The sequence below is a fragment of the Mesorhizobium sp. M7A.F.Ca.US.007.01.2.1 genome, assembly GCF_003998165.1.
Lineage (GTDB): Bacteria > Pseudomonadota > Alphaproteobacteria > Rhizobiales > Rhizobiaceae > Mesorhizobium > Mesorhizobium ciceri.
On the sequence record NZ_RZQP01000033.1, the window covers coordinates 1 to 23607 of the forward strand.

At 62.1% G+C, this 23607-nt stretch carries 27 protein-coding genes and 1 other RNA gene; 10 read left to right on the forward strand and 18 right to left on the reverse strand.

Translation table 11 applies throughout. The annotated features are described in order from the left end of the window. Positions 1 to 53: 53 nt before the first annotated feature. Both EN949_RS08930 and EN949_RS08935 read left to right on the forward strand, forming a co-directional pair. Positions 54 to 533, forward strand: coding sequence for an anthrone oxygenase family protein (locus EN949_RS08930; protein WP_127367450.1), 480 nt, complete (start codon positions 54 to 56; stop codon positions 531 to 533). A 21-nt stretch (positions 534 to 554) separates the two neighbouring features. Further along, positions 555 to 704: a hypothetical protein gene (locus EN949_RS08935; protein ID WP_127371543.1), complete on the forward strand. Its 150-nt coding sequence runs from the start codon at positions 555 to 557 to the stop codon at positions 702 to 704. A gap of 18 nt (positions 705 to 722) precedes the next feature. Here EN949_RS08935 and EN949_RS08940 read toward each other — a convergent pair whose 3' ends face one another. From EN949_RS08940 to EN949_RS08950, 3 genes are all read right to left on the reverse strand, one after another. Then, positions 723 to 1019: a SelT/SelW/SelH family protein gene (locus EN949_RS08940; RefSeq protein WP_127366060.1), complete on the reverse strand. Its 297-nt coding sequence runs from the start codon at positions 1017 to 1019 to the stop codon at positions 723 to 725. Positions 1020 to 1036: 17 nt separating this feature from the next. Next, positions 1037 to 1786, reverse strand: a complete 750-nt coding sequence (locus tag EN949_RS08945; protein ID WP_013529113.1) for a YebC/PmpR family DNA-binding transcriptional regulator — start codon at positions 1784 to 1786, stop codon at positions 1037 to 1039. Between the two features lie 213 nt (positions 1787 to 1999). Then, complete coding sequence (locus tag EN949_RS08950) at positions 2000 to 2323, reverse strand: helix-turn-helix domain-containing protein (protein WP_024502907.1); 324 nt, start codon at positions 2321 to 2323, stop codon at positions 2000 to 2002. A 52-nt stretch (positions 2324 to 2375) separates the two neighbouring features. Between EN949_RS08950 and EN949_RS08955 the strand changes: the two genes are divergently transcribed. Further along, positions 2376 to 2858 carry an SRPBCC domain-containing protein gene (locus EN949_RS08955; protein ID WP_127366061.1) on the forward strand — a complete coding sequence of 161 codons (483 nt, stop codon included), beginning with the start codon at positions 2376 to 2378 and terminating at the stop codon, positions 2856 to 2858. 16 nt (positions 2859 to 2874) lie between these two features. Continuing rightward, positions 2875 to 3342 carry an SRPBCC family protein gene (locus EN949_RS08960; RefSeq protein ID WP_024502905.1) on the forward strand — a complete coding sequence of 156 codons (468 nt, stop codon included), beginning with the start codon at positions 2875 to 2877 and terminating at the stop codon, positions 3340 to 3342. Here the strand turns inward: EN949_RS08960 and EN949_RS35815 are convergent. From EN949_RS35815 to ssrS, 5 genes are all read right to left on the reverse strand, one after another. Beyond that, positions 3335 to 3505 carry a hypothetical protein gene (locus tag EN949_RS35815; protein ID WP_155924945.1) on the reverse strand — a complete coding sequence of 57 codons (171 nt, stop codon included), beginning with the start codon at positions 3503 to 3505 and terminating at the stop codon, positions 3335 to 3337. The genes EN949_RS08960 and EN949_RS35815 overlap by 8 nt on opposite strands. A gap of 3 nt (positions 3506 to 3508) precedes the next feature. After that, positions 3509 to 4270 carry a TerC family protein gene (locus EN949_RS08965; protein WP_013529109.1) on the reverse strand — a complete coding sequence of 254 codons (762 nt, stop codon included), beginning with the start codon at positions 4268 to 4270 and terminating at the stop codon, positions 3509 to 3511. Positions 4271 to 4344: 74 nt separating this feature from the next. Continuing rightward, on the reverse strand, positions 4345 to 5169 hold the full coding sequence (locus EN949_RS08970; protein WP_024502904.1) for a YmdB family metallophosphoesterase: 825 nt from the start codon (positions 5167 to 5169) through the stop codon (positions 4345 to 4347). A gap of 70 nt (positions 5170 to 5239) precedes the next feature. Beyond that, positions 5240 to 5827, reverse strand: coding sequence for a 5-formyltetrahydrofolate cyclo-ligase (locus tag EN949_RS08975; RefSeq protein ID WP_024502903.1), 588 nt, complete (start codon positions 5825 to 5827; stop codon positions 5240 to 5242). Between the two features lie 96 nt (positions 5828 to 5923). Continuing rightward, positions 5924 to 6079, reverse strand: a non-coding RNA gene (gene ssrS, locus EN949_RS08980) — 6S RNA. Positions 6080 to 6227: 148 nt separating this feature from the next. Between ssrS and EN949_RS08985 the strand changes: the two genes are divergently transcribed. After that, positions 6228 to 7067, forward strand: a complete 840-nt coding sequence (locus EN949_RS08985) for a MoxR family ATPase (protein WP_127366062.1) — start codon at positions 6228 to 6230, stop codon at positions 7065 to 7067. Positions 7068 to 7082: 15 nt separating this feature from the next. Here EN949_RS08985 and EN949_RS08990 read toward each other — a convergent pair whose 3' ends face one another. Beyond that, positions 7083 to 8651 (reverse strand): MFS transporter, encoded by a 1569-nt coding sequence (locus EN949_RS08990; protein ID WP_245459094.1) that lies wholly within the window; start codon positions 8649 to 8651, stop codon positions 7083 to 7085. A gap of 127 nt (positions 8652 to 8778) precedes the next feature. On the opposite strand from EN949_RS08990, the gene EN949_RS08995 reads away from it, so the two are divergent. From EN949_RS08995 to msrB, 5 genes are all read left to right on the forward strand, one after another. Beyond that, positions 8779 to 9651 (forward strand): LysR family transcriptional regulator, encoded by an 873-nt coding sequence (locus tag EN949_RS08995; protein WP_245472375.1) that lies wholly within the window; start codon positions 8779 to 8781, stop codon positions 9649 to 9651. A 65-nt stretch (positions 9652 to 9716) separates the two neighbouring features. Further along, complete coding sequence (locus tag EN949_RS09000) at positions 9717 to 10163, forward strand: GNAT family N-acetyltransferase (RefSeq protein WP_127366064.1); 447 nt, start codon at positions 9717 to 9719, stop codon at positions 10161 to 10163. Positions 10164 to 10169: 6 nt separating this feature from the next. Beyond that, positions 10170 to 11360, forward strand: coding sequence for a VWA domain-containing protein (locus EN949_RS09005; protein ID WP_127366065.1), 1191 nt, complete (start codon positions 10170 to 10172; stop codon positions 11358 to 11360). A 19-nt stretch (positions 11361 to 11379) separates the two neighbouring features. Continuing rightward, positions 11380 to 12177: an MBL fold metallo-hydrolase gene (locus EN949_RS09010; protein WP_127366066.1), complete on the forward strand. Its 798-nt coding sequence runs from the start codon at positions 11380 to 11382 to the stop codon at positions 12175 to 12177. Positions 12178 to 12374: 197 nt separating this feature from the next. Beyond that, on the forward strand, positions 12375 to 12779 hold the full coding sequence (gene msrB, locus EN949_RS09015; protein WP_127370841.1) for a peptide-methionine (R)-S-oxide reductase MsrB: 405 nt from the start codon (positions 12375 to 12377) through the stop codon (positions 12777 to 12779). A gap of 100 nt (positions 12780 to 12879) precedes the next feature. On the opposite strand, the gene EN949_RS09020 is transcribed toward msrB, so the two are convergent. The 9 genes from EN949_RS09020 to livM all read right to left on the reverse strand — a co-directional run bounded on the left by EN949_RS09020 (position 12880) and on the right by livM (position 23604). Further along, on the reverse strand, positions 12880 to 13140 hold the full coding sequence (locus EN949_RS09020; protein WP_127365930.1) for a hypothetical protein: 261 nt from the start codon (positions 13138 to 13140) through the stop codon (positions 12880 to 12882). 57 nt (positions 13141 to 13197) lie between these two features. Then, a complete protein-coding gene (locus tag EN949_RS09025; protein ID WP_013529100.1) occupies positions 13198 to 13638 on the reverse strand; it encodes a hypothetical protein in 441 nt (146 codons plus the stop codon). Positions 13639 to 13839: 201 nt separating this feature from the next. Next, positions 13840 to 14100, reverse strand: coding sequence for a DUF2312 domain-containing protein (locus EN949_RS09030; RefSeq protein WP_013529099.1), 261 nt, complete (start codon positions 14098 to 14100; stop codon positions 13840 to 13842). Between the two features lie 160 nt (positions 14101 to 14260). After that, complete coding sequence (gene pyc, locus EN949_RS09035) at positions 14261 to 17719, reverse strand: pyruvate carboxylase (protein WP_127365929.1); 3459 nt, start codon at positions 17717 to 17719, stop codon at positions 14261 to 14263. A 291-nt stretch (positions 17720 to 18010) separates the two neighbouring features. Then, positions 18011 to 19129: a branched-chain amino acid ABC transporter substrate-binding protein gene (locus EN949_RS09040; RefSeq protein WP_013529097.1), complete on the reverse strand. Its 1119-nt coding sequence runs from the start codon at positions 19127 to 19129 to the stop codon at positions 18011 to 18013. A 137-nt stretch (positions 19130 to 19266) separates the two neighbouring features. Beyond that, complete coding sequence (locus tag EN949_RS09045) at positions 19267 to 19614, reverse strand: DUF6867 family protein (RefSeq protein ID WP_013529096.1); 348 nt, start codon at positions 19612 to 19614, stop codon at positions 19267 to 19269. A 110-nt stretch (positions 19615 to 19724) separates the two neighbouring features. Beyond that, positions 19725 to 20453 carry an ABC transporter ATP-binding protein gene (locus EN949_RS09050; RefSeq protein WP_013529095.1) on the reverse strand — a complete coding sequence of 243 codons (729 nt, stop codon included), beginning with the start codon at positions 20451 to 20453 and terminating at the stop codon, positions 19725 to 19727. Beyond that, positions 20453 to 22009: an ATP-binding cassette domain-containing protein gene (locus EN949_RS09055; protein ID WP_127365928.1), complete on the reverse strand. Its 1557-nt coding sequence runs from the start codon at positions 22007 to 22009 to the stop codon at positions 20453 to 20455. Before EN949_RS09055 ends, EN949_RS09050 begins: the two co-directional genes overlap by 1 nt. After that, on the reverse strand, positions 22009 to 23604 hold the full coding sequence (gene livM, locus EN949_RS09060) for a high-affinity branched-chain amino acid ABC transporter permease LivM (protein WP_013529093.1): 1596 nt from the start codon (positions 23602 to 23604) through the stop codon (positions 22009 to 22011). Before livM ends, EN949_RS09055 begins: the two co-directional genes overlap by 1 nt. Between the last annotated feature and the right edge of the window lie 3 nt (positions 23605 to 23607).

Sequence of the window (23607 nt, forward strand, 5' to 3'; positions counted from 1 at the left end):
GATTAATCACGTTTATGCGAAGGAAAGCACAATGGGCATCTGGAGCAACTGACATGATCGCGAAACTTCTTCCCACTCTCATCTTCATTGCCGCACTTGGCTCAGGCGTCGTCGGCGGCGTCTTCTTTGCTTTCTCCAGCTTCGTCATGCCGGGCCTCGCCCGCATGCCAGCCGCAAGCGGCATTGCCGCGATGAATTCCATCAACGTCACAGCGGTGACGCCGCTGTTCATGACAGCGCTGTTCGGCACGGCTCTCGTCTGCATCGTTGTCGCCATCGGTGCGGTGATCGGCTGGAACCAGCCAGGCTCGCTCTGGCTGGTTGCCGGCAGCCTGCTCTATCTCATCGGCATCGTGGTGGTGACGATGATCTTCAACGTCCCGCTCAACGATGCGCTCGCCGCCGTCGATCCGGCCAGCAGCAATGGCGCAAGCCTGTGGACGCGCTACCTCGACGAATGGGTGATGTGGAACCATGTCCGCACCATCAGCGGCATAGCCGCGCTGGCATCCTTCTGGTTCGCCGCGCGTTGAAAAGGATGGATGGAGCCGCCGATGAAGGATCAATATTCGAATATGGCCTACGGCATGGCAATCGGAGTTGGTGTCGGTGCCGCGGTCGGCACCGCTCTGGATGACCTTCCGATGGGCGTCGCCATGGGAATTGCGATTGGCGCCGCCTTCGGAGCGTGGCGACGCAAGTGACGGCAGCGCCGGCGGCCTCTACGCCTTTGTCTTCCGATCGGAATGACCGAGGTCGCGGTCCGGATCAATGACATCGCGGACCAGTTGCTTCAGCTTGGCCGCGTCCGGAAAACCGCCGTCGCGCTTGCGATCCCAGACAAGCACGTCATTGCAGCAAATGGTGAAGATGCCGCCGGTGCCCGGCACCAGCGTCACCTCGCCAAGGTCCGTGCCGAAGGTCGACAGCAGCTCCTGCGCCATCCAGCCGGCGCGCAGCAGCCACTGGCACTGCGTGCAATAGGTGATGCGGATGGCGGGGAGGATCTGCTCGCTCATGCCGGGCTGAGCTCCGCTCATGCCGCGCTGAGCTTGGCCATGGTCTCGTCGTCGACTTCGAAGTTGGCGTAGACGCTCTGCACGTCGTCGTCGTCCTCGAGCGTGGCGACCAGTTTCATCAGCGACTGTGCCCGCTCCTCGTCGACCGGAACGTTGTTCTGCGGCCGCCAGATCAGCTTCACCGATTCTGCCTCGCCGAGCGAGGTTTCCAGAGCCTTCGACACCTCACCGAGATTCTCGAAGGCGCAATAAATGGTGTGGCCTTCCTCGTCGGTTTCCACGTCGTCGGCGCCGGCTTCGATTGCCGCTTCCATGACCTTGTCGGCGCTGCCGGCCGATGCCGGATAATAGATCTCGCCGACGCGGTCCCACATGAAGGAAACCGAGCCCGTTTCGCCCATCGCGCCGCCGGCCTTGGTGAAGGCAGCACGCACATTGGACGCCGAGCGGTTGCGGTTGTCGGTCAGCGCCTCGACAATGACAGCGACGCCGCCCGGGCCATAGCCCTCATAGCGCACGGCTTCGTAATTCTCGGCATCGCCCATCGAGGCCTTGTTGACGGCGCGCTGGATGTTGTCCTTCGGCATCGACACCGCCTTGGCGTTCTGGATCGCCAGCCGCAAGCGCGGGTTCATCGATGGATCGGGCGTCCCGCTCTTGGCGGCGACGGTGATTTCGCGCGCCAGCTTGGAAAACATTTTCGACCGCACCGCATCCTGGCGGCCCTTGCGGTGCATGATGTTCTTGAACTGTGAATGGCCAGCCATGGCACCCCTGTCGTCTTCTCGGCTAGAGCATCGCGAAGCGAAGTGATCTGACCTCGTCTTCCGCAATGCCCGAATTCAAAATTTCAGAGCGTCCCAGGTGCACCTCTTGGAAGCACGGCGTTCTCTGTCGGAATGGCCGGCTTATAGATAAATCGGCTCAATTCGTCCAGCCGCACCGCGCACGGGACGCGCGCCATGGGCTGCAGCAAGCATTCACGCCTCCAGATCGGATTTCAGCCGGTCGATGATGCTGAGCGCATGGCCGGCATACTGGCTGATCCAGCGGTCGTGGATCTGCTTGATCGGCAGCGCGTTGAGATGGTTCCAGCGCTCGCGGCCGTCGCGCCGCGCAACGATCAGGTCGGCCTCCTCCAGCACCTTCAGATGCAGCATGACCGTGCAGCGATCGATATCGGGAAAGGCCTCGCACAACATGCCGGTCGTCTTCGGCGCGTCCTTCAGCTGATCCAGCATTTCGCGCCGCCGCGGATGCGCCAGCGCCTTGAAAACATTGTCGTCTTGCGATCGGCTTGACATGTTATGTTTATATAACATATCTTTGGACCGATCAAGGGAAGGAGCTGTGGATATGTCACTTGGATTCAGTGTTTCCGGACGCATCGGCAAGCCGGTCGCCGACGTCTTCGACGCAGTCGTCAATCCGAAGAAACTGAGCGGCTATTTCACCACGATCGGCGGCGCCAGCGCCCCGCTGGAAGCCGGCGCCGGCGTCGTCTGGTGGGGCAAGGTGCCGGTCGAGGTCGACGAAGTGGTCAAGGACCGCCGCATCGTGCTGCGCTGGGATGCCACCGATGAGGACGGCAAGCCGGCCTACAAAACCCGCATCGAGATGAACTTCGAACCGCTGGACGATGGCGGCACCTTCGTCACCATCGCCGAGAGCGGCTGGCAGGAAGGCGCGGTCGGCCTGAAGAAGTCCTACCTCAATTGCGAGGGCTGGTCGCAGATGCTGGCCTGCATGAAGGCCTATCTCGAGTACGGCATCAATTTGCGCGACGGCTACTACCGCAGCGAGATGAAAGGCGAACCCGCCAACGAGACCAATATCTGACCATTAGGAGCATTCCATGGACATCCACGAAAAACCGACCGCCGAAGCCGGCATGCTGATCCGGCGGCCTGTCGCCGAAGTGTTCGAGGCCTTCGTCGACCCGGCCATCACCACAAAATTCTGGTTTACCCATGGCAGCGGCCGGCTGGACAGCGGCGAGCAGATCCACTGGGAATGGCGCATGTACGGCGTCTCGACGACGGTCGACGTCTGCGAGATCGTTCCGAACGAAAAGATCGTCATGCAGTGGAGCGATCCACCGACCACCGTGGTCTGGACTTTCACCGAAATGCCTGGCGAGACAACTTTTCTCGAGGTTCGCAATTTTGGCTTCGCCGGCGATGGCGACGGGCAGGTGAAAGAGGCCGTCGGCTCAACCGGCGGCTTCACGCTGGTACTGGCCGGTGCCAAGGCGTGGCTGGAACAAGGCCTGACGCTCGGCCTGATCGGCGACCGTCACCCGAAGGGCGTGCCGGCTAACTGAACCGGCGGGCTTGGGATCGCCGCTTTTCCTGCTCACGACGAGCTTGAGCCCAATTCTCGGCCGGAGCTTCCGGAATTTCCAAGATATCGATCTCGCTGTCAGGCAATTCAGCCAGCTTGGCCAACTGATCGCGCTGATCCTGGCTAAGGTCCCTGCTGCTCATGCCTCAATGCCCGCCGCCCGGCTTCTTGCGCCGCCGCGCCAGCATGTTGAGCCCCTCGACCAATGCCGAAAAGCCCATCGCCGCATAGATGTAGCCCTTGGGCACATGGTAGCCCATGCCGTCGGCGATCAGTGTCATGCCGATCATCAAAAGGAAGCCCAGCGCCAGCATGACAATGCTCGGGTTCTTGGCGATGAAGTTGGCCAGCGGCCCGGCCGCCAGCATCATCACGCTGACCGCCACGATCACGGCGATGTACATGATAGCGATCTCGTCGGTCATGCCGACGGCGGTGATGATCGAATCGATCGAGAAGACCAGGTCGAGCAGCAGGATCTGGAAGATCGCGCCGGCGAGGCTGATCTGCAGCGTCTCGCCCATCATCGTATCCTTGTGGTCGTCGGGATCGACCGTGTGATGGATCTCCTTGGTCGCCTTCCAGACCAGGAACAGGCCGCCGGCGATCAGGATCAGGTCGCGCCAGGAAAAACCATGGCCGAAGGCCGTGAATACCGGCGTGGTCAGCTGGACGATGATCGAAATGGTGGCCAGCAGCACCAGCCGCATGATCAGCGCCGCCGAGATGCCGAGCCGGCGGGCACGGGCCCGTTGTGCTTCCGGCAGCTTGTTGGTTAGGATCGAGATGAAGATCAGATTGTCGATGCCGAGCACGACCTCGAGCACAATCAGCGTCAGCAGCGCGACCCAGGCGGTTGGATCGGACACAAATTGAAAATGCGGCGCCAGGAATTCGATGAGCTGCATGGAGGTCGTCCCCTCTTTTAACGATCTAGAGCAGTGTCGCCGGCAGTTAGGTACTAAGCGTGCCTATATCAATGTCATGACCAGAAGGACGGTGCGGTTTCCTCCAGCCGCGGGCCGCGACGAAACGGCGCGATCCGCTCGGTCAGCCCGGTGCGGTCGGAAATATCGACGCCGACGCCGCACAAGGTCGCCGGTCCGGTCGCCGCTTCGAAGCGGCCTTTCGGCACTTTCGACAGGAACCGGTTGAGCGGCTCCTCCTTGTCCATGCCGAGCGAGGAATCATAGTCGCCGCACATGCCGGCGTCGGACATATAACCGGTACCGCCATTGAGGATCTGGTGATCGCCGGTCGGCTGGTGGGTGTGGGTGCCGACGACGAGGCTGGCGCGGCCGTCGACGAAATGCGCGAAGCACATCTTTTCCGAGGTCGCCTCGGCGTGGAAGTCGATGATCACGGCATCCGCCTGCTCGCCGAGCGGACAGGCGGCAAGCTCGCGTTCGCCGGCCTGGAAGGGATCGTCGAGTTCGGGATGCATGAACACCCGGCCCATGATGTTGGCGACCAGCACGCGCGCGCCGCTCCTGGCGATGTAGACGCCGGAGCCGCGCCCGGGCGTGCCCTTGGGAAAGTTCGAGGGGCGCAGGAAGCGCTCTTCGCGCGGCGCGAAGGCGAGTGCGTCGCGCTGGTCCCAGACATGGTTGCCGGTTGTGACGACATCCGCACCGGCCGCGATCGTCTCGCGAAAGATATCTTCGGTGATGCCGAAGCCGCCGGCGGCGTTCTCACCGTTGACGATGACGAAATCGAGTTTGAAGTCGGAGATCAAGCCGGGCAGTTGTTCCCACACCGCCGTCCGTCCTGTCTTTCCAACCATGTCACCGAGGAAGAGAAGTCTCATATGATCCCGCACCGAAGGTCAGCGAAGCAAAAGCTGCATGACGTCTGTGAAAGATCATGCGTCCTTTTATCTACAATTTTGACGCGAAGCGGCGCAACCCGCTCTCGGTCAGTATTTCCGGAATGACGACGTCATGTTCCTCATCCGGCACCATTGCCACCTCCTGGCAGTCGAAGGCGATGCCGACCAGCCGCGGCGGCTGTCCCTTGTCGATCAGCTTGGCGATGGCGCGGTCGTAATAGCCGGCACCATAGCCGATGCGATGGCCGCGCGCATCGAAGGCGGCGAGCGGCACCAGCATCACCGAGGGGTCGAGCACTTCTGCTTCTTCATGCGGGCCGACCGTGCCGAAACCCATCTCGACCATCGGCGCGCCGCGCACCAGTTCGCGAAAGACGATCGTGGTTTTGTCGAGAATGGCCGGCAGGCAAAGCCGCGCGCCCCTTTCGCGCAAGGCAAACATCAGCGGCCTGACGTCGACTTCCGAGCGCATCGGCCAGAAGCCGGAAACGATCTGGCCCGGCTCAATGTGGAGGTGATCGCGTGCCGTCTCTGCCATTTCAAGCGCGACCTCCACCCGCCAGAATTCGTCGAGCGCATCGCGGCGTCCGAGGGCCTCGCGGCGAAGCTGCTTTTTCAGGTCTTTGAGAGAGGTCATGCAGTCAGGGTAGAAAAAGTCAGATCTGGATGGAGTGTTGGGAGCGACGTTTTCCACCGCAATCATCCACCGAAATGCGGGACGCGTGGCAGTAAGTGACGATCCACACAACCGGTGGAGAGAGCGATCCCGGGAACCTACAAAGTAGGTGGGCGCCGTGTGAGAAAACCCACGGGTCTTCCCAGGGACAGCTCCCTAAGGATCGTTAAGGCCCCGGGGAAAATGTTCTCCTGCCGGGAAGCACAGACCGTCCCGCCCAATATAGGCTGCCGGCCGGCTAAGCGCCAGTGAGACGGGCACTCTTTCCGTGTTGGGTTCAGGCCCTCGCGCCGCCAACACCTCACCCTTGCACAGGCACGGCCTCGTCCTTACGGTCGCGATGACCAACCGAGGAGCAAGAATGCGTTTCGAAGGCACGGCGGCCTATGTCGCCGACAAGGATCTGATGGTGGCCGTCAATGCAGCGATCGCGCTGGAGCGGCCCTTGCTGATCAAGGGCGAGCCCGGCACCGGCAAGACGGAACTGGCCCGCCAGGTGGCGGCTGCACTCGGCCTCGACCTCATCGAATGGCACGTCAAGTCGACGACGCGGGCGCAGCAGGGCCTGTACGAATATGATGCCGTCTCGCGGCTGCGCGACAGCCAGTTGGGCGACGAGCGCTTTAACGACATCAGGAACTACATCAAGCGCGGCAAACTCTGGGAGGCTTTCGCCGCCGGCAGGAAGGTCGTGCTCTTGATCGACGAGATCGACAAGGCCGACATCGAATTCCCAAACGATCTCCTGCAGGAACTCGATCGGATGGAGTTCTTCGTCTACGAGACCGGCGAAACCATCCGCGCCGCCGTCAGGCCGATCGTCCTCATCACTTCCAACAACGAGAAGGAGTTGCCGGACGCGTTCCTGCGCCGCTGCTTCTTCCATTACATCCGCTTTCCCGACGTCGACACGCTGCACAGAATCGTCGACGTCCACTATCCCGGCATCAAGCAGAACCTGGTTCGGGCAGCCCTCACCCAGTTCTACGAGATCCGCGAAGTGCCGGGGCTGAAGAAAAAACCGTCGACCTCCGAGGCGCTCGACTGGATAAGGCTGCTGGTCGCCGACGACATCGCGCCCGAGGATTTGCGCGCCGACCCGAAGAACGCGTTGCCCAAGCTGCATGGCGCATTGCTGAAGAACGAACAGGACGTGCATTTGTTCGAGCGGCTGGCTTTCATGGCGCGCAGGCAAGGATGAGGCGCCGGGCACTGGCTACGATCGAGCTTCGCTTGCGCCCTGAGCACGATGACGGTCCCTTGCCTCTTGCGGCGCGACGTTTCTGGGGCCGAAGACGACGAAGCTGATGACGGCAAGGGCAAGAACGCCGATCCCGCTATAGAGCATGACCCAGCCAAAACCGTTGACCAAGGCGGCATGCGCAAGCGCGCCGGACGGATCGAGGGTCGCCAGCCTGGGCGAATATTGCGAGAGGCCATCGAGATTTCCGGTGGCGATCTTTTCCGCCAACGCGCGCAATTCGTCCGGGTCAAGGGCAGTGCCCAATGCGGTTTTGAGATAGGAAGCAATTCCCTGCGTCAACAGCAGGCCCAGCACCGCGATGTTGATGGCGAGCGTGATCAGCCGCGCGCTGATATCGATGCCCGAAGCCATGCCGGCGCGATCCGGCGACACCGAACCCGTCGTGGTGTTGGTGGTCGGTGAGTTGGTGAGGCCGATACCGATACCGGCGATCAGCGTACCGGGCAGCATGGTCAGCCAGCTGGCTCCCTCAAGGCTCGAACCTATCCTCATGGCGATAAAGCCGACCCCCAATGTCAGCAACCCGAGCGGGATCGCCACCCGCGCCTGATAGCGGGCGCGCAGGCGCTCGGCGGTCGAGGACATCAGCATCAAGGGAAGCGTGTAGACGAGCAGCAGCAGGCCGGTCGTGGTGCTGTCGTAGCCGAGCACACCCGAAAAATAGATCGGCAGATAGATGATGAACGGCCAATAGCTGAAATTCATGCCGATGCCGCCCATGATCGCTCCCGAAAATTGACGGATCCGGAACACCGAGAAATCGAACATCGGGTAGGGGCTGATCTTCTCGGCAACGAGGAACGCGGCGAAGGCCAGCACGGCAGCACTTGCCACGCCGATGCGGGCGCCAGAGCCGAGATCGGCCCCTTGCGTGATCAGATAGGAGAAGCCGAACACCGCGAACGAGAGCGTCAGGATACCGGCACGGTCAAGCTTCTGGGCATTGCGGTCGCGTGATTCGGTGACACCGGCACCGATGAAGACCAGCGCAAGGATGGCAAGCGGCACATGGATGAGGAACACCCACTGCCAGCTCGAGAACGCGACGATCAATCCACCGATGGCGGGACCAAAGCCAAGCCCGATCCCCGAGACGACGCTCCAGGCCACAAAAGCCTTGCCGCGTTCGCTGCCGTCCTGAAACTGGTGGGACAAGACGGCCACGCTGCAAGTGAACATCGCCCCTCCCGCCAGGCCTTGCAGGAAGCGTGCAATGATGAGGAGCGAAGCGCTCGGCGCGAGGCCGCACAGCAGTGAGGCCAGGCCGAAGGCGATGGTGGCGATCACCATCACCCGTTTGCGGCCGAAGCGGTCGGCCAGCGTTCCTGTCGCCATCAGCACCGTGGTGCAGGCAATGGTGTAGGCGTTCATGATCCATTGCAGATCCTTGAAGTCGGCGGCGAGCACGCTTTCCAGTCTCGGAAGGATCACCGGGACGCTGGAGATTTCGAGGCCGAACAGCAGCGAGGCAAGGCAGGCCCCGGCAAGCGCAACGGTGTTTCGGTCGATTTGAAACGTCATGTCGATCACTTTCTGTCGAAGCATTCTGGAACCGGGCTGGCTCTTCAAACTGCGGTCGAGATGACATAGACGAGGCTTGACCATGAAAAAAGACTATGCATTTCTATTTCAGAGATAACAAAATGGAATGCCGGAGATGGCCAGTCTCGATGTCGATGCCGTGCGCACTTTCGTCATGGTGGCCGACCTGCAGAGCTTCACCCGGGCGGCTGCAGCACTTGGCAGCACCCAGGCGACGATCAGCGTCAAGTTGCGGCGGCTCGAGGAAAAGCTCGGCGCACGTTTGATCGAACGAACCCCGCGCCGCGTGGCACTGTCGGAAAGGGGGGCTGTCTTCCTGCCCGTGGCCCGCGAATTCCTTGCCGCCCATGAACGCGCCGTCGCGGAATTTTCCGCGGCGCCATGTCGGCTTGCGCTCGGCTTCGTCGATCATGTCGCGGGGCCTGAGCTTTCCACGCTGATCGCCCAGCTTCATGCCCACGATCCGTCGCTCGCGCTCAACATACGGATCGATACCAGCTCCATGCTGGAAGAAGCTTTCGATCGCGGCGAACTCGATGCGGTGATTGTGCACCAGGAAGATGACAGTCGACGCGGTGAAGCTTTGTCGCGCACCCACTATGGCTGGTTCGCGGCACCTGGCTTCGAATGGCGACCAGGCACGCCCCTGCGCCTGGCTCTTTTAAGCACCAGATGCAATTGCCCGGACCGTATGAGAGCGGTCGAGGCGCTGGACCGGGCAGGCATCGCCTGGAATGAGGCTTTCGTCGGCGGCGGCGGCGCTGCCGTCAACATCGCGGTATCGGCGGGCTTTGCCCTTTCCGCCCTCGCTTACCGGGTTGTGCCCCCGGGCTTGATCGAGGTGGGCCGCAAACTCGGCCTGCCACCAATTCCCCCGTCCGAGATCGTTTTGCAGTCGCACGCTCTGCCGCCGCGGGCGCGGGAGGCGCTGCACATGCTCGCGACCGCTTTTCGCGAATATAATTCGCCTGCCGAATAGGCAAGGGTGTTCCTGATCCCGATTCTATTGGTATGGATCGGGTTCCAGACTTCAGAGGGAACGAAATGTCCGAGATAATCGTCCGCCCGCTCGCGCAGTCCGACCACGCCGATTGGCGGCGCCTGTGGACCGACTATCTCACCTTCTATGAGACGAAGCTGCCGGAAGAGGTCTACGCCGTCACCTGGAAGCGGCTGTTCACTCCGGGCGAATTCGAGCCAAAAGGCTTCATCGCCACACTGGACGGCAAGGCGGTCGGTCTCACGCACTACCTGTACCACCGCTCCGGCTGGTCGGAGAAAAACAACTGCTATCTGCAGGATTTGTTCGCCGACCCGAATGTGCGCGGCAAGGGGATCGGCGCCGCCCTTATCAACGCAGTGAAGGAAGAGGCGGCAAAGATCGGCGTCAAGAATGTCTACTGGATGACGCACGAGACCAACGCCACCGCGCGCAAGCTTTACGACCACGTCGCCCGCCGCACGGGCTTCATCGAGTATGATTTGCTGTAACCGGCCATGTTCATCCCCTTCTTCCTTGAACTGAAGGCTGCACGCGTTCCCGTCTCGCTCAGGGAATATCTGTCGCTGCTGGAGGGTCTGGAAGCTGGGCTGGTCGACTACGACGTCGAAGGTTTTTATTACCTCGCCCGCGCCGCCCTGGTGAAGGACGAGCGCCATATCGACTGCTTCGACCAGGTGTTCGCGCATGTCTTCAAGGGCATCGAAGCACTGGGCGGGCCGGATGCAGTCGATATCGCCAACATCCCCGAGGAATGGTTGCGCCGCCTCGCCGAAAAGCACCTGACCGACGAGGAGAAAAAACTGGTCGAAGCGCTCGGCGGTTTCGAGAAACTGATGGAGACATTGAAACAGCGGCTGCAGGAACAAAAAGGCCGTCACCAGGGCGGCTCGAAATGGATCGGCACCGGCGGCACCTCGCCTTTCGGCGCCTATGGCTACAATCCCGAAGGCGTGCGCATCGGCCAGCATGAAAGCCGCAGCCGCCGCGCGGTGAAGGTCTGGGACAAACGCGAGTTCAGGAATTTTGACGATGCCGTCGAACTCGGCACCCGCAACATCAAGATCGCGCTGAAACGCCTGCGTCGCTGGGTGCATGAGGGCGCCGAGGAGGAGTTCGACCTGCCCGGAACCATCCATGCCACGGCCGAACACGGCTATCTCGACGTGCAGACGCGGCCAGAGCGGCGCAACGCGGTGAAGCTGTTGATGTTCTTCGATGTCGGCGGTTCGATGGACGACCACATCAAAAGCGTCGAGGAGCTGTTCTCGGCCGCCCGCGCCGAATTCCGCCAGCTCGAATATTTCTATTTCCACAACTGCCTCTATGAGGGCGTGTGGAAGGACAATCGCCGCAGGCATGCCGAGGTGATTCCGACCTTCGACCTGCTCCACAAATATGGGCCGGACTACAAGGTGATCGTCGTCGGCGACGCCTCGATGAGCCCTTACGAGATCGCTCACCCCGGCGGTTCGGTCGAGCACTGGAATCCGGAGGCGGGCAGCGTCTGGCTCGGCCGTCTGCTGCAGCAATGGCCGAACGCGGTATGGCTGAACCCCGAAGACCCCAAGAACTGGGGCTACACCCATTCGATTGCGATGATCCGCGACATCTTCGGCGGCCGCATGTTCCCGCTGACACTGGCCGGGCTTGAGGGCGCGACCAAGCAGCTTTCAAGAAAGCACTGAAAGACCGACAGGAGATCCGATGACCTGCTTCCTCTGCCTGCAATGCGGCGTCCAGTTCGCGGCGACAGAGACGCCGCCAGAACATTGCCCGATCTGCGAGGACGAGCGCCAATATGTGCGCTGGGAGGGCCAAGCGTGGATCACGCCGGAGGAACTTGCCGAAGGACACCGGCTTGTGATGAAGGACGATGCCGGCGTTCTCGCCTTCGGCATCGAGCCGCGCTTCGCCATCGGCCAACGGGCGCTGCTGGCGCAGACGCCACACGGCAACGTGCTGTGGGACTGCGTTTCGATGGTCAGCGACGAGGCGGTGGCCGAGATCAACCGCCGCGGTGGCCTGGCGGCGATCGCCATCTCGCACTGCCACTATTATTCGGTGATGGCCAGTTGGAGCGAGGCGTTTGGCGGCGTGCCGATTTATCTCCATGCCGACGACCGCCAATGGATCATGCGACCGCACAAGGCGATCGTCAGTTGGGAAGGCGAGACGCTGGCCATAAACCCTTCGCTGACGCTCATCCGCTGCGGCGGCCACTTTGCCGGCGGTCAGGTGCTGCACTGGAAACACGATGTCGGCGACGTCTTGCTGGCCGGCGATATCTTGCAGGTGACGCCGACGCGCCGCCATGTCAGCTTCATGTACAGCTATCCGAACTACATTCCGCTCAATGCAGCGGCCGTGCGCCGCATCGCGGCGGCACTGGAGCCATTCGCGTTCGACCATATCTATGGTGCATGGTGGAACCAGAATGTCATCGGGGGCGCAAAAGCGGCGTTGGCTGCTTCGGTCGATCGCTATCTCAGGGCGATCGCATAAAGATCACGATCGAAAATGCGGGCAAATCGCGCAACAAATGCCTATCTTGGTGCGAATATGAGGTTGCAATCCGCGCATGATCCCGAACCTCCGGTTCGGAAAGGATTATGCGCAAAACCAAAGTACTACAGCGTCCTTTGCGCGTCCGATGGGCGCGCGGCGCTGTAGTAGCGAGCCGGCAAGGCTGAGGAGATCACATGGACACCCACACCTACCCTGTAACCCGCACCGACGCCGAATGGCGCGCCCGGCTGACGCCGGAGCAGTATGCCGTCATGCGCGGCCACGGCACCGAGCGGCCGGGAAGTTGCGCTTTGCTCTACGAGAAGCGCGCCGGCACCTTTTCCTGCGTCGGCTGCGACCAGCCTTTGTTTGAATCCAAGCTGAAGTTCGAGAGCGGCACCGGCTGGCCGAGCTTCAACGACCCGGTGCAGGGTTCGGTCGAAAACACCGTCGACCGCAGCTACGGCATGGTTCGCACCGAATGCCATTGCGCCCGCTGCGGCAGCCATCTCGGCCATGTTTTCGAGGACGGCCCGCCGCCGACCGGCCTGCGCTATTGCATCAACGGCGTGGCACTGAAATTCGAGCCGGCGACCTGAACCGAAATTCGATTGAATGAATGAAAAGGGCGGCTGCGGCCGCCCTTTTCATTGCCCCCCGGCCGAACCCGGCGAACGCGGTGGGCGCCCGTGTCCGCTCTCAGACCACGACCGTCAGGATTAGCCATAATGTGGCGCCGAGCGTCATCAGCGAGGCCTTGGCGCCACTGGCCTTTTGCGTGGTTCGCCATACGGAAAAGGTCAGAAAGAGGTTGTAGGGCACCGGTGCGAAATGCACCGCCAGAACCAGCGCGAGCGGCAGCTTCAGTCCGAGCAGGACGATCGCGGCCACCAGAGATGCGACGTTGAGCGCCGTGCCGACAAGAACAAGGTCGCGCCAGAACAGCCGGTCGAGCGGCACCTGGCCTTGCCAGCGTGAGCGGAAAAGGAGCCGATACCCTCTGGCAACACCGGATGTCTATCCCTGCCTCAGGACTTCGGTTACCGCGCGCTCGAAGCGCGAACATTCGGTCACCAGCCAGTCGGCCATGGCTGGCCAGTTGTCCTCGGCATAGCAGTTCACCCGCCACATCGAATTGATGCCGAGATCCTCGCAACTCTGTTCCGGCCTGAGCTTCAGCCTGGCTTCGATATCAGGCTGGAACGGTTTCAACCGCGACCACGCTTGCGTGGCGCCGAACTTCTCGTTGCGGCCGAAGAAGACGCCGACCTGGCTCTGCGCCGGCGCGACATACATGGAAAGGACCAAGGCGAAATCGGGCAGCCCGCGCTGCCAGAACCAGGGTCCGCGCCTCGCCATCAGAGCCCTTTCTTCCGGATGCCGCTCGGCGAACAGCGTCCAGAAGCCGCGCTGGCGGAATTCAGAGGCGCGGCGGGCGCCGAAGTCGAATTCGCTCATGGCTCGATGCTCGCTCCGGCATCGTGCTCGGCCGGAGACTGTTTCGAAATTCGCTCCGGCGAGTCATATGGTGGTGGTTTCGAGAACCGGAGCGGAGCGTACTTAAAGTACGTGAGCTCAGTTCTACTGCATTGCAGTAGAACTAGGGAAGCGCAGAAAACGCCACCAGATGGCCGCCGGAGTAGAATTTCCAGACGGTCTCTACACCATGCCGAGTGCGGCCTTGTACAGATCGAGGATGGTTTCCTCTTCCTGACGCTCGGCCTGGTCCTTCTTGCGCAGCCGGATGATCGTGCGCATCGCCTTGGTGTCGAAGCCTGTGCCCTTGGCCTCGGCGAACACTTCCTTGATGTCGTCGGAAATGGTCTTCTTCTCTTCCTCGAGCCGCTCTATGCGCTCGATGAAGGCACGCAGCTGGCCGGCGGCAACAGTCTGGCTGGTATCGGTGATATCGTCGGCCATATTTTTCTCCACATCGTTTCTGCGCCGCGACTCGGGATGCATGCAGCGGCGAATTGAGCGGGCTCGATGCCCGACCGCCGGCGGCGGGTCAAGCTGTTATCGATGATCGAACTGACGCTGCCGCCACGATGCGGACAGCGATCCCCCAGGAAGGTATCAATTAGCTGAAAGCGATCAGCAGATCCTTGGCATCGATCTGGTCGCCTGCCTTGACCAGCACCTCGGCGACCGTGCCGTCGCGCTCGGCATGCAGCGCCGTCTCCATCTTCATCGCTTCGATGGAAAGCAGCACGTCACCGGCCTTCACAGCCTGGCCGGCAGCCACCGAAAGCGCAGAAACGACGCCCGGCATCGGTGCGCCGACATGCGCCTCGTTGCCGGGTTCGGCCTTGCGGCGGGCCTTGGCGGCGGACGCGCCATGCGCCCGGTCGGGCACCTTGACACGGCGCGGCTGGCCGTTGAGCTCGAAGAACACGGTGACCATGCCCTTCTCGTCGACATCGCCGATGGCCAGGCACCGCACCACCAGCGTCTTGCCCTTCTCGATGTCGACGAAGATCTCGTCTTCCGGCTTCATGCCGTAGAAATACGTCGGCGTCGGCAGCACGCTGACCGGCCCATAGGTTTCCTGCGCGCCGGCGAAATCCGTGAACACCTTCGGATACATCAGCCACGAGGCGAATTCGAATTCCGACAGCTTGCGCTCGAGCTTCTCCTCGATTTCCTTGCGGTTGGCCTTGAGGTCGGCTGGCTTGAGCAGCGAGCCGGGCCGCACCGTGATCGGCTTGTCGCCTTTGAGCGCCTTCCTCTGCAGCGCCACCGGCCACCCGCCTGGCGACTGGCCGAGGTCGCCGCGCAGCATCGAGACGACCGAATCCGGGAAGGCGATATCCCTATCCGGGTTTTCGACATCGGCAACGGTCAGGTCCTGGCTGACCATCATCAATGCCATGTCGCCGACGACCTTGGACGACGGCGTCACCTTGACGATGTCGCCGAACATCAGATTGACGTCGTGATAGGTCTGCGCCACCTCGTGCCAGCGCGTCTCCAATCCGAGCGAGCGAGCCTGTTCCTTCAGATTGGTGAACTGGCCGCCCGGCATCTCGTGCAGATAGACTTCCGAGGCCGGCCCCTTGAGGTCGCTTTCGAAGGCGGCGTACTGGTTGCGCACCGCTTCCCAGTAGAACGAGATCTTCCTGATCCATTGCGGGTCGAGACCGGGGTCGCGTTCGGTGCCCTTCAGCGCCTCGACGAGTGAGCCAAGGCATGGCTGCGAGGTGTTGCCGGAGAAGGCATCCATCGCCGCGTCTATGGCGTCGACGCCGCTTTCCACCGCCGCCAGCACCGTCGCCGCCGACAGGCCCGACGTGTCGTGGGTGTGGAAATGGATCGGCAGGTCGGTCGCCTCGCGCAGCGCCTTGAACAGCACGCGTGCTGCGGAAGGCTTCAGCAGGCCGGCCATGTCCTTGACGGCGATGATGTGGGCGCCGGCCGCCTGCAATTCCCCGGCTAGGCCGACATAGTATTTGAGGTCGTATTTCGCCCGAGCCGGATCGAGGATATCGCCGGTGTAGCAGATCGCCGCTTCGATCAGCTTGCCCTCGGCTCCGACCGCATCCATGGCGACGCGCATGTTGTCGACCCAGTTCAGGCAATCGAAGACCCGGAACAGGTCGATGCCACCGCTTGCTGCCTGCTTGACGAAATGCTGCACGACATTGTCGGGATAGTTGGTGTAGCCGACGCCATTGGCACCGCGCAGCAGCATCTGCAACAGCAGATTGGGCGCCGCCTCGCGCACCAGCGACAGCCGCTCCCACGGATCCTCGGTGAGGAAGCGCATCGCGACGTCGAAGGTGGCGCCACCCCAGCATTCCAGCGATAGAAGCTGCGGCAAGGCACGCGCATAGGCACCGGCGATGCCGGCAATGTCATGCGTGCGCATGCGCGTCGCCAGCAGCGATTGATGGCCATCGCGCATCGTCGTGTCGGTGACCAGAACCTCCTTCTGATCGCGCATCCAGGCGGCGAACTTCTGCGGGCCCAGCACATCCAGCTTCTGCTTGCTGCCGCCGGGCACATTGCCGTTGAGGTAAGGCACCACGGGTGCCGCGGCGTCGGCCTTCGGCTGCGGCCGGCCGCGCGTCTCGGGATGGCCGTTGACGCTGACGTCGGCGAGATAGTTGATGAGCTTGGTGGCGCGGTCCTGGCGCTTGACCTGCTGGAACAGTTCCGGCGTCGTGTCGATGAACTTGGTCGTGTAGGAATTGTCGGCGAAGCTCGGATGGTTGATGATCGCTTCGAGGAAGGTCAAATTGGTGGCGACGCCGCGGATGCGGAACTCGCGCAGCGCCCGATTCATGCGGGCGATCGTCTCGGCCGGCGTCGGCGCCCACGCCGTCACCTTCTCCAGCAGCGGATCGTAGAAGCGGGTGATGACCGCGCCCGAATAAGCGGTGCCGCCGTCGAGGCGGATGCCGAAGCCCGTCGCGCCGCGATAGGCGGTGATGCGGCCGTAATCGGGGATGAAATTGTGCTCGGGATCTTCCGTGGTGATACGGCACTGCAGCGCGTGGCCGTTCAGCCTTATGTCCTTCTGCGCCGGCACGCCTGATTCCGGTGTGCCGATGGCAAAGCCGTCGAGGATATGGATCTGCGCCTTGACGATATCGATGCCGGTCACCTGCTCGGTGACGGTGTGCTCGACCTGGATGCGCGGGTTGACCTCGATGAAATAGAATTTGCCGGTGTCGGCATCCTGCAGGAACTCGACCGTGCCGGCGCCGATATAGCTGGTCTCGCGGGCGATCTTGAGCGCATGGCCGCAAAGCTCCTCGCGCTGCGACATTTCGAGATAGGGCGCCGGCGCCCGCTCGACGACCTTCTGGTTGCGGCGCTGGATCGAACAGTCGCGCTCGAACAGGTGCACGGCATTGCCATGGGTATCGCCCAGCACCTGCACCTCGACATGACGGGCGCGTTCGATCAGCTTTTCGAGATAGACCTCGTCCTTGCCGAAGGCGGCTTTCGCCTCGCGCTTGCCTTCGGTGACTTCGCGGGCAAGGTCGGCTTCGGCGCGGATGGCCCGCATGCCGCGGCCGCCGCCGCCCCATGATGCCTTCAGCATCACCGGATAGCCGATTTCCTTGGCCAGTGTCTTGACCGTCTCCATGTCATCCGGCAACGGATCGGTGGCGGGGATCACCGGCACGCCGACCTCGATGGCGAGATTGCGCGCCGCGACCTTGTTGCCGAGCCGCCGCATTGTGTCCGGCCTCGGCCCGATGAAGGTAATGCCGGTTTCGGCACAGGCGTCGGCGAATTCGGGGCTTTCCGACAACAATCCGTAGCCGGGATGGATAGCATCGGCACCCGACAGCCTGGCGACGCGGATCACCTCCTCGATCGACAGATAGCTTTCGATCGGCCCCATGTCCCTGGTCAGATGCGGCCCGCGTCCGACCTGGTAGCTCTCGTCGGCCTTGAAGCGATGCAGGGAGTATTTGTCTTCCTCCGCCCAGATCGCCACGGTTTTGAGCCCGAGTTCGTTGGCCGCGCGGAAGACGCGAATGGCGATTTCGGACCGGTTGGCGACGAGGATCTTCGTGATGGCCAAGGACTGGGCTCCAGCGACGGAAGGAAGAGAAATCGGCGCAATGATTAGCGTGAAAATGCTGCAGTGCAAACGAAATTGACGCGCATTTAAACCGATTGAAATGGAATCATTGCGCCAAGGACCCTTCCCATTCCTCCGAACAGCCAAAAAAGAGCCGGCTTTCCGGTTAATGCACGATCATTGCCCGGATAAGCATCGGCTCCACCGGCCGCCCCTGAACATGACGATGGCAAAAGAAAATGCCCGGCGCGAGGCGCCGGGCATCCGTAAATGGTCAGGAGACTGACGAGCTTACATCTTCTGGACGTAGGTGTACTTGCCGTCGTCGCCCTTCTTCCATTCGTACATGACGTAGCCGGGCAGCGTCGGGTCGCCCTTGGCGTCATAGGACAGGTCGCCGAGAACGGTCTTGAAGGGGCCGTTTTCATGCAGCGCCTTGGCAACTGCCTGCGGGTCGTTCGACTTGGCAGCGGTCGCTGCTTCCGCGATCGCCTGCACGGCGGCGTAGGAGTAGAGCGTGTAGGCTTCCGGCTCGAAACCCTGCGCGCGGAACTTCTCGACGAGTTCCTTGTTGGCGGGGATCAGGCGCGGATCCGGGCCGAACGTGTTGAGCGTGCCCGCAACTGCGTCGCCAGCGATCGAAGCCAGTTCGTTCGACACGATGCCATCGCCGGAAACCAGCGTCGCCTTGAGGCCCTGGTCGGCCGCCTGACGGATGATCAGGCCGGCTTCGGTGTGCAGGCCGCCCCAATAGATGATGGAAACGCCGGCTTCCTTCATCTTGGCGATCAGCGCCGAGAAGTCCTTGTCGCCGACATTGATGCCTTCATACATGACTTCCGTCACGCCCTTGGCGTTCATCGCCTTCTTGGTTTCGTCGGCAAGGCCCTGACCGTAGGTGGTCTTGTCGTGAACGACAGCGATCTTGGCGTCCTTGAAGTTGGCGGCGAGATACGCGCCGGCAATGCTGCCCTGCTGGTCGTCGCGTCCGCAGGTGCGGAACACGTTCCACAGACCGCGCTCGGTGAATTGCGGGTTGGTCGCGGCCGGCGTCACTTCGACGATGCCGTTTTCCGCATAGACTTCAGATGCCGGGATAGAGACGCCGGAGTTGAAGTGGCCGACCACGAACTTGACGCCGTCGCCGACGAACTTGTTGGCGACCGAGATACCCTGCTTCGGATCGGAGACGTCGTCGCCGACTTCGAGCTTGATCTGCTCGCCGTTGATGCCGCCCTTGGCATTGATGTCGGCGACAGCTGCTTCCGCCCCCTTCTGCAGCTGCGCGCCGAAGGCGGCGTTCGGACCGGTGATCGGGCCCGCGACGCCCATCATTACGTCAGCCCACGCGCTGCCGCCGAACGCGACAAGCGCGGTCAGGGCGACGGCGGACAAAAGTGACTTTTTCATTTAAACGCTCCCATTAACGGAGTGGGCGTGGATGAAGCTTTCATGCGATGCCCACCCTTATCGCAGAAAGCATAGTTTGCCGATTTTCAGGCACTTGTCACGCCGATTCAATTTCGAGGCGGCGTTAATGATGAACGTCAACCTTTCGGTTTCCAGCTCAAGAGTGAAGCTCTTTCGTAGAGCCAATTATACTGTGTCACCATCTGGTTGGTGCGCGTGTATTGATAGCCGACGAAGCCGAGGATCATCAGCACGATGGTGTCGACGACATAATAATGCAGCGAGAACATGGTGCCGCCGAACAGCGCGTGATGGATGAAGCGGATCGCGATGCCGAGGCCCAGCACATAGGCGAACAGCTGGATGAAGCTGCGCCACGTCTGGGCACTGGCCTTGCCCGTCATCCACGCCGCCCAGCCGCCGAGCAGACAGGTGACGAAGAAGAACTGCCAGATCGAGGGTTCCTCGTAAAGAATGCCCTGCATGGTGAAGTCTCCTTAGCATGATCCCGAAAGTTGCGGACTTTCCGGACAAAGATCATGCGACAAACAAACAATCTGGAGCGGAATAGCGGTGCACGCATTCCGCTTCGAACTCAGTGGTGTCCGCCCTCGAGATAGGCGGCGCGCACTTCCGGATTGGCGAGCAGTTCCTTGCCGGTGCCGCTCATCGTCACATTGCCGTTGACCATGACGTAGCCGCGCGTGGCGAGCTTGAGCGCGCCGAAGGCGTTCTGCTCGACCAGGAACACGGTCAGCCCCTGGGTGCGGTTCAGTTCGCGGATGGCGTCGAAGATCTGTTTGACGATCAGCGGCGCGAGACCCAGCGACGGCTCGTCGAGCAAAAGCAGCTTCGGCCGTGCCATCAGCGCGCGTCCGATCGACAGCATCTGCTGCTCACCGCCCGACAGCGTGCCACCGCGCTGGGTGATGCGCTCCTTCAAACGCGGGAACAGCGTGAACACCTTCTCGACGTCCTCGTCATAGTGCTTGAGGTTGTCGAGGCTGGCGCCCATCTGCAGGTTTTCCATCACCGTCATGCGCGGAAAGATCCGCCGGCCCTCGGGCGATTGGGCAATGCGCATGCGCGCGATCTCGTGCGTCGGCATCTGGGTTATGTCGGTGCCGGCAAAGGTGATAGTCCCGGCGCGAGCCCGCGGCGCACCGAAAATAGTCATCATCAGCGTCGACTTGCCGGCGCCATTGGCACCGATCAGCGCCACGATCTCACCCTGCTTGACGGTGACATCGACGCCGTTCAGCGCCCGGATGTTGCCGTAATAGGTCTGCACGCCCTTGATATCGAGCAGCGTTGTCGCGGCCATCACTTGCCCCCTCCACGCTTGCCCGCCACGGGCTTGGCAGCGGTCTTGCTCGCGGTCTTTCCGGAGGCTGCCTTTGCAGTCTTTGCGGAAGCATGGCTCGTCGCCACCTTGCCCGCATCCACGCGGCGCGAAAATTCCGTGTCCCTGCCCTGGCCGAGCAGCCTGGCCTGTTTGACCCATTCCTCGCGCGCGATACGTCCGTCAAAAGCAAGATAGGCTTCGGCGGCCTCGACGTCGGCCTTTTTCCAGGCGCCGATCTGGTCGAAGTGGAAGATGCCGTGGTCGTTGAGCTTCTTCTCGTTGACCGTACCGATGCCCTTTATGCGGGTCAAATTGTCGGCCTTGCCGCCGCGAGGCGCAGCCAGCCGGTTGGAGATCTCTCCAGTCTTCGCCGCAGGCTTGGCGGATGCGGTCGACTTCGCCGCCGTGCCGGTTGCCGCCTTCGACGCCGCTTTCGGAGCAGGCTTTGCCTTCGCCGGCGGCACGGCTGCCAGCGAGGCTGCCTTGTTTGCCGCGGCGAGCGACCTGGCGTCGACCTGACCGGCCTTTGACGCTCCCTTGGCCACCGTAACCCGCTCGCCCGAACTATGGCCGACCGTGTCGGTCACCGGCCCGGCGAGATAGGACGACGATGTTCCCGGACCATGCGCGGCATCCGGCCCCGTATCGAGCTGTTCGATGACATCTTCGTCGCCGACTTCGGTAAGGACCGCTTCGACTTCCTCGTCGTCGACGCCGAGATAGGCGGCGATGACGCGCGGATCGGTACGCACCGACTGCGGACTGCCGTCGGAGATCTTGCGGCCATACTCCAGCACCACGACATGATCGGAGATCTGCATGACCACCGACATGTCGTGCTCGATCAACAGGATCGAGGCGCCGGATGTGTTCTTGATGTCGATCAGCAGCTCATTGAGCGCCGCCGATTCCTTCGGATTGAGGCCGGCCGCCGGCTCGTCGAGGCACAGAAGCTCGGGTCCCGTGCACATGGCGCGAGCGATCTCGAGACGGCGCTGCGCGCCATAGGGCAGGTCGCCGGCCGGGTCGTCGGCACGGTCGACAAGATCGGCCTTTTCCAGCCAATGCTTGGCGAGCTCCACCGATTCGGCCGAGGCCTTGCGATAGCCGCTGAAGCCGAACAGGCCAAGCACCGTGTAGCCCGATGCCTTCATCAGTTTGTTGTGCTGAGCGACCAGCAGGTTCTCCAGCAGGGTCATGCCGGAGAACAGGCGGATGTTCTGGAAGGTGCGCGCCACCTTGGCGCGCGCCGGGATTTCATGGTTGGGCAGCCGCTCGAGCAGGAAGGTCGAACCATCGTTCCGGTTGAGCGTGATCATGCCTTCCGAGGGTTTGTAGAAGCCGGTGATGCAATTGAACACCGTGGTCTTGCCGGCGCCGTTGGGGCCGATCAGCGCGGTGATCTCGCCGCGCTTGGCGGCGAAAGACAGATCCCCGATGGCCACCAGGCCACCGAACTTCATCGACAGATGATCGACCTGAAGGATAGCGTCGTTCATGCCCGAAGCGGCTTTCTGAACAGGGTTCGCATTCATCAGCCGTGTCCTTCCTTGGTGAAGGAGCTTGAGACGGCCTTTCGCTCCTTCAGGAAGGCGGTTGGTTCACGACTGCCGACGAAGCCGCGCGGCTTCCACAGCATGACGATGACCATGGCCATGCCGAACAGCAGCATGCGGTAGAGTTCCGGTGTGAAGTCCGGTCCGAAGACCTGCTTGAGGAAGTCGAGTTCGCGCAACGCCTCGGTGCCGCCGATCATCACCATTGCGGCGACCGCTATGCCGACCAGCGAGCCCATGCCACCGAGAACCACGATGGCCAGGATGATGGCCGATTCCAGGAAGACGAAGGATTCCGGGCTGACGAAGCCCTGCCGTGCGGCGAAGAATGCGCCGGCGAAGCCGCCGAACATCGCACCCGTGGCAAAGGCCGTAAGCTTCGTGGTGGTGGTGTTGATGCCGAGCGAGCGGCAGGCGATCTCGTCCTCGCGCAACGCTTCCCAGGCACGGCCGACCGGCATGCGCCGCAGCCGGATGGTGACGAAGGCTGTCAGCAGCGCCAGCGCCAGGATCAGGTAATAGAGGAAGATCTTGTAGTAGGCGCTCGATGTCGCCAGATGCAGCACCTTGGCGACGTAATTGGGGTCCGACACGTTGAAGGTCATCAGGCCGAAGAAGGTGACCTTCGGGATGCCGGAAATACCGGCTGAACCGTTGGTGACCTCCCGCCAGTTGATCAGCACCAGGCGGATGATCTCACCGAAAGCCAAGGTGACGATCGCCAGGTAATCGCCGCGCAGGCGCAGCACCGGGAAACCGAGCAGCACGCCCCAGAAGGCGGCCATGGCGCCGGCGGCCGGCAAAAGGATCCAGAACGACAGGCCGTACTGCGTGCCGAGCAGCGCATAGGCATAGGCGCCGACCGCGTAGAAGGCGACATAACCGAGGTCGAGCAGGCCGGCGAGGCCAACGACAATGTTCAGGCCCCAGGCCAGCATCACATAGATCAGGATCTGGATGCCGAAATTGTCGACCCATTTCAGCGAGCCTTGCAGTCCGCCGACGAACGACCAGGACATCAGCGACAGGATCGCCACCACCAGGATGGGATAGAGGATCAGCGCGGCAATGCCGAGTTTGGTGAAGTTGGCATGAATGAAGCCGCGGAAATAATAGATCACGCAGGCCAGCACATAGATGACCGACAAGGCGCGCAGGAACTGCAGATAGCCCGCCGGCTCCGCTCCCACCCATCCGACGAGAGAGCTGTTGACCGCAAACAACACCACCGCCGCGACCAAGGCCACGATGAAGGCCGGCAACTGGAAGAAGCGTGACGCCACGCTGGCCGGCAGCAGGCCGGTGGCGACGTCGGTGATCTTCTGGTTGGCCAGGAAGGGCTGTCCATAGGCGACATAGAGGAAGCGCCCGACAGCCGTGGCGATAACCACGGCGGCAAGCAGGCCCCAGCGTGTCGTCAGGACCAGTTCATTGGAAATGTTCTGGCCGGTCTTCAGGCCGATGAACAGCACGAACAGGCCAAACGATATGGCAGCGGCATAGAGCGCCTCACGCAATGCGCGCTGCATGGGGGTGGCGACGGTGTCGCGCTCCGGAGATACGGTGACGGCCATAAT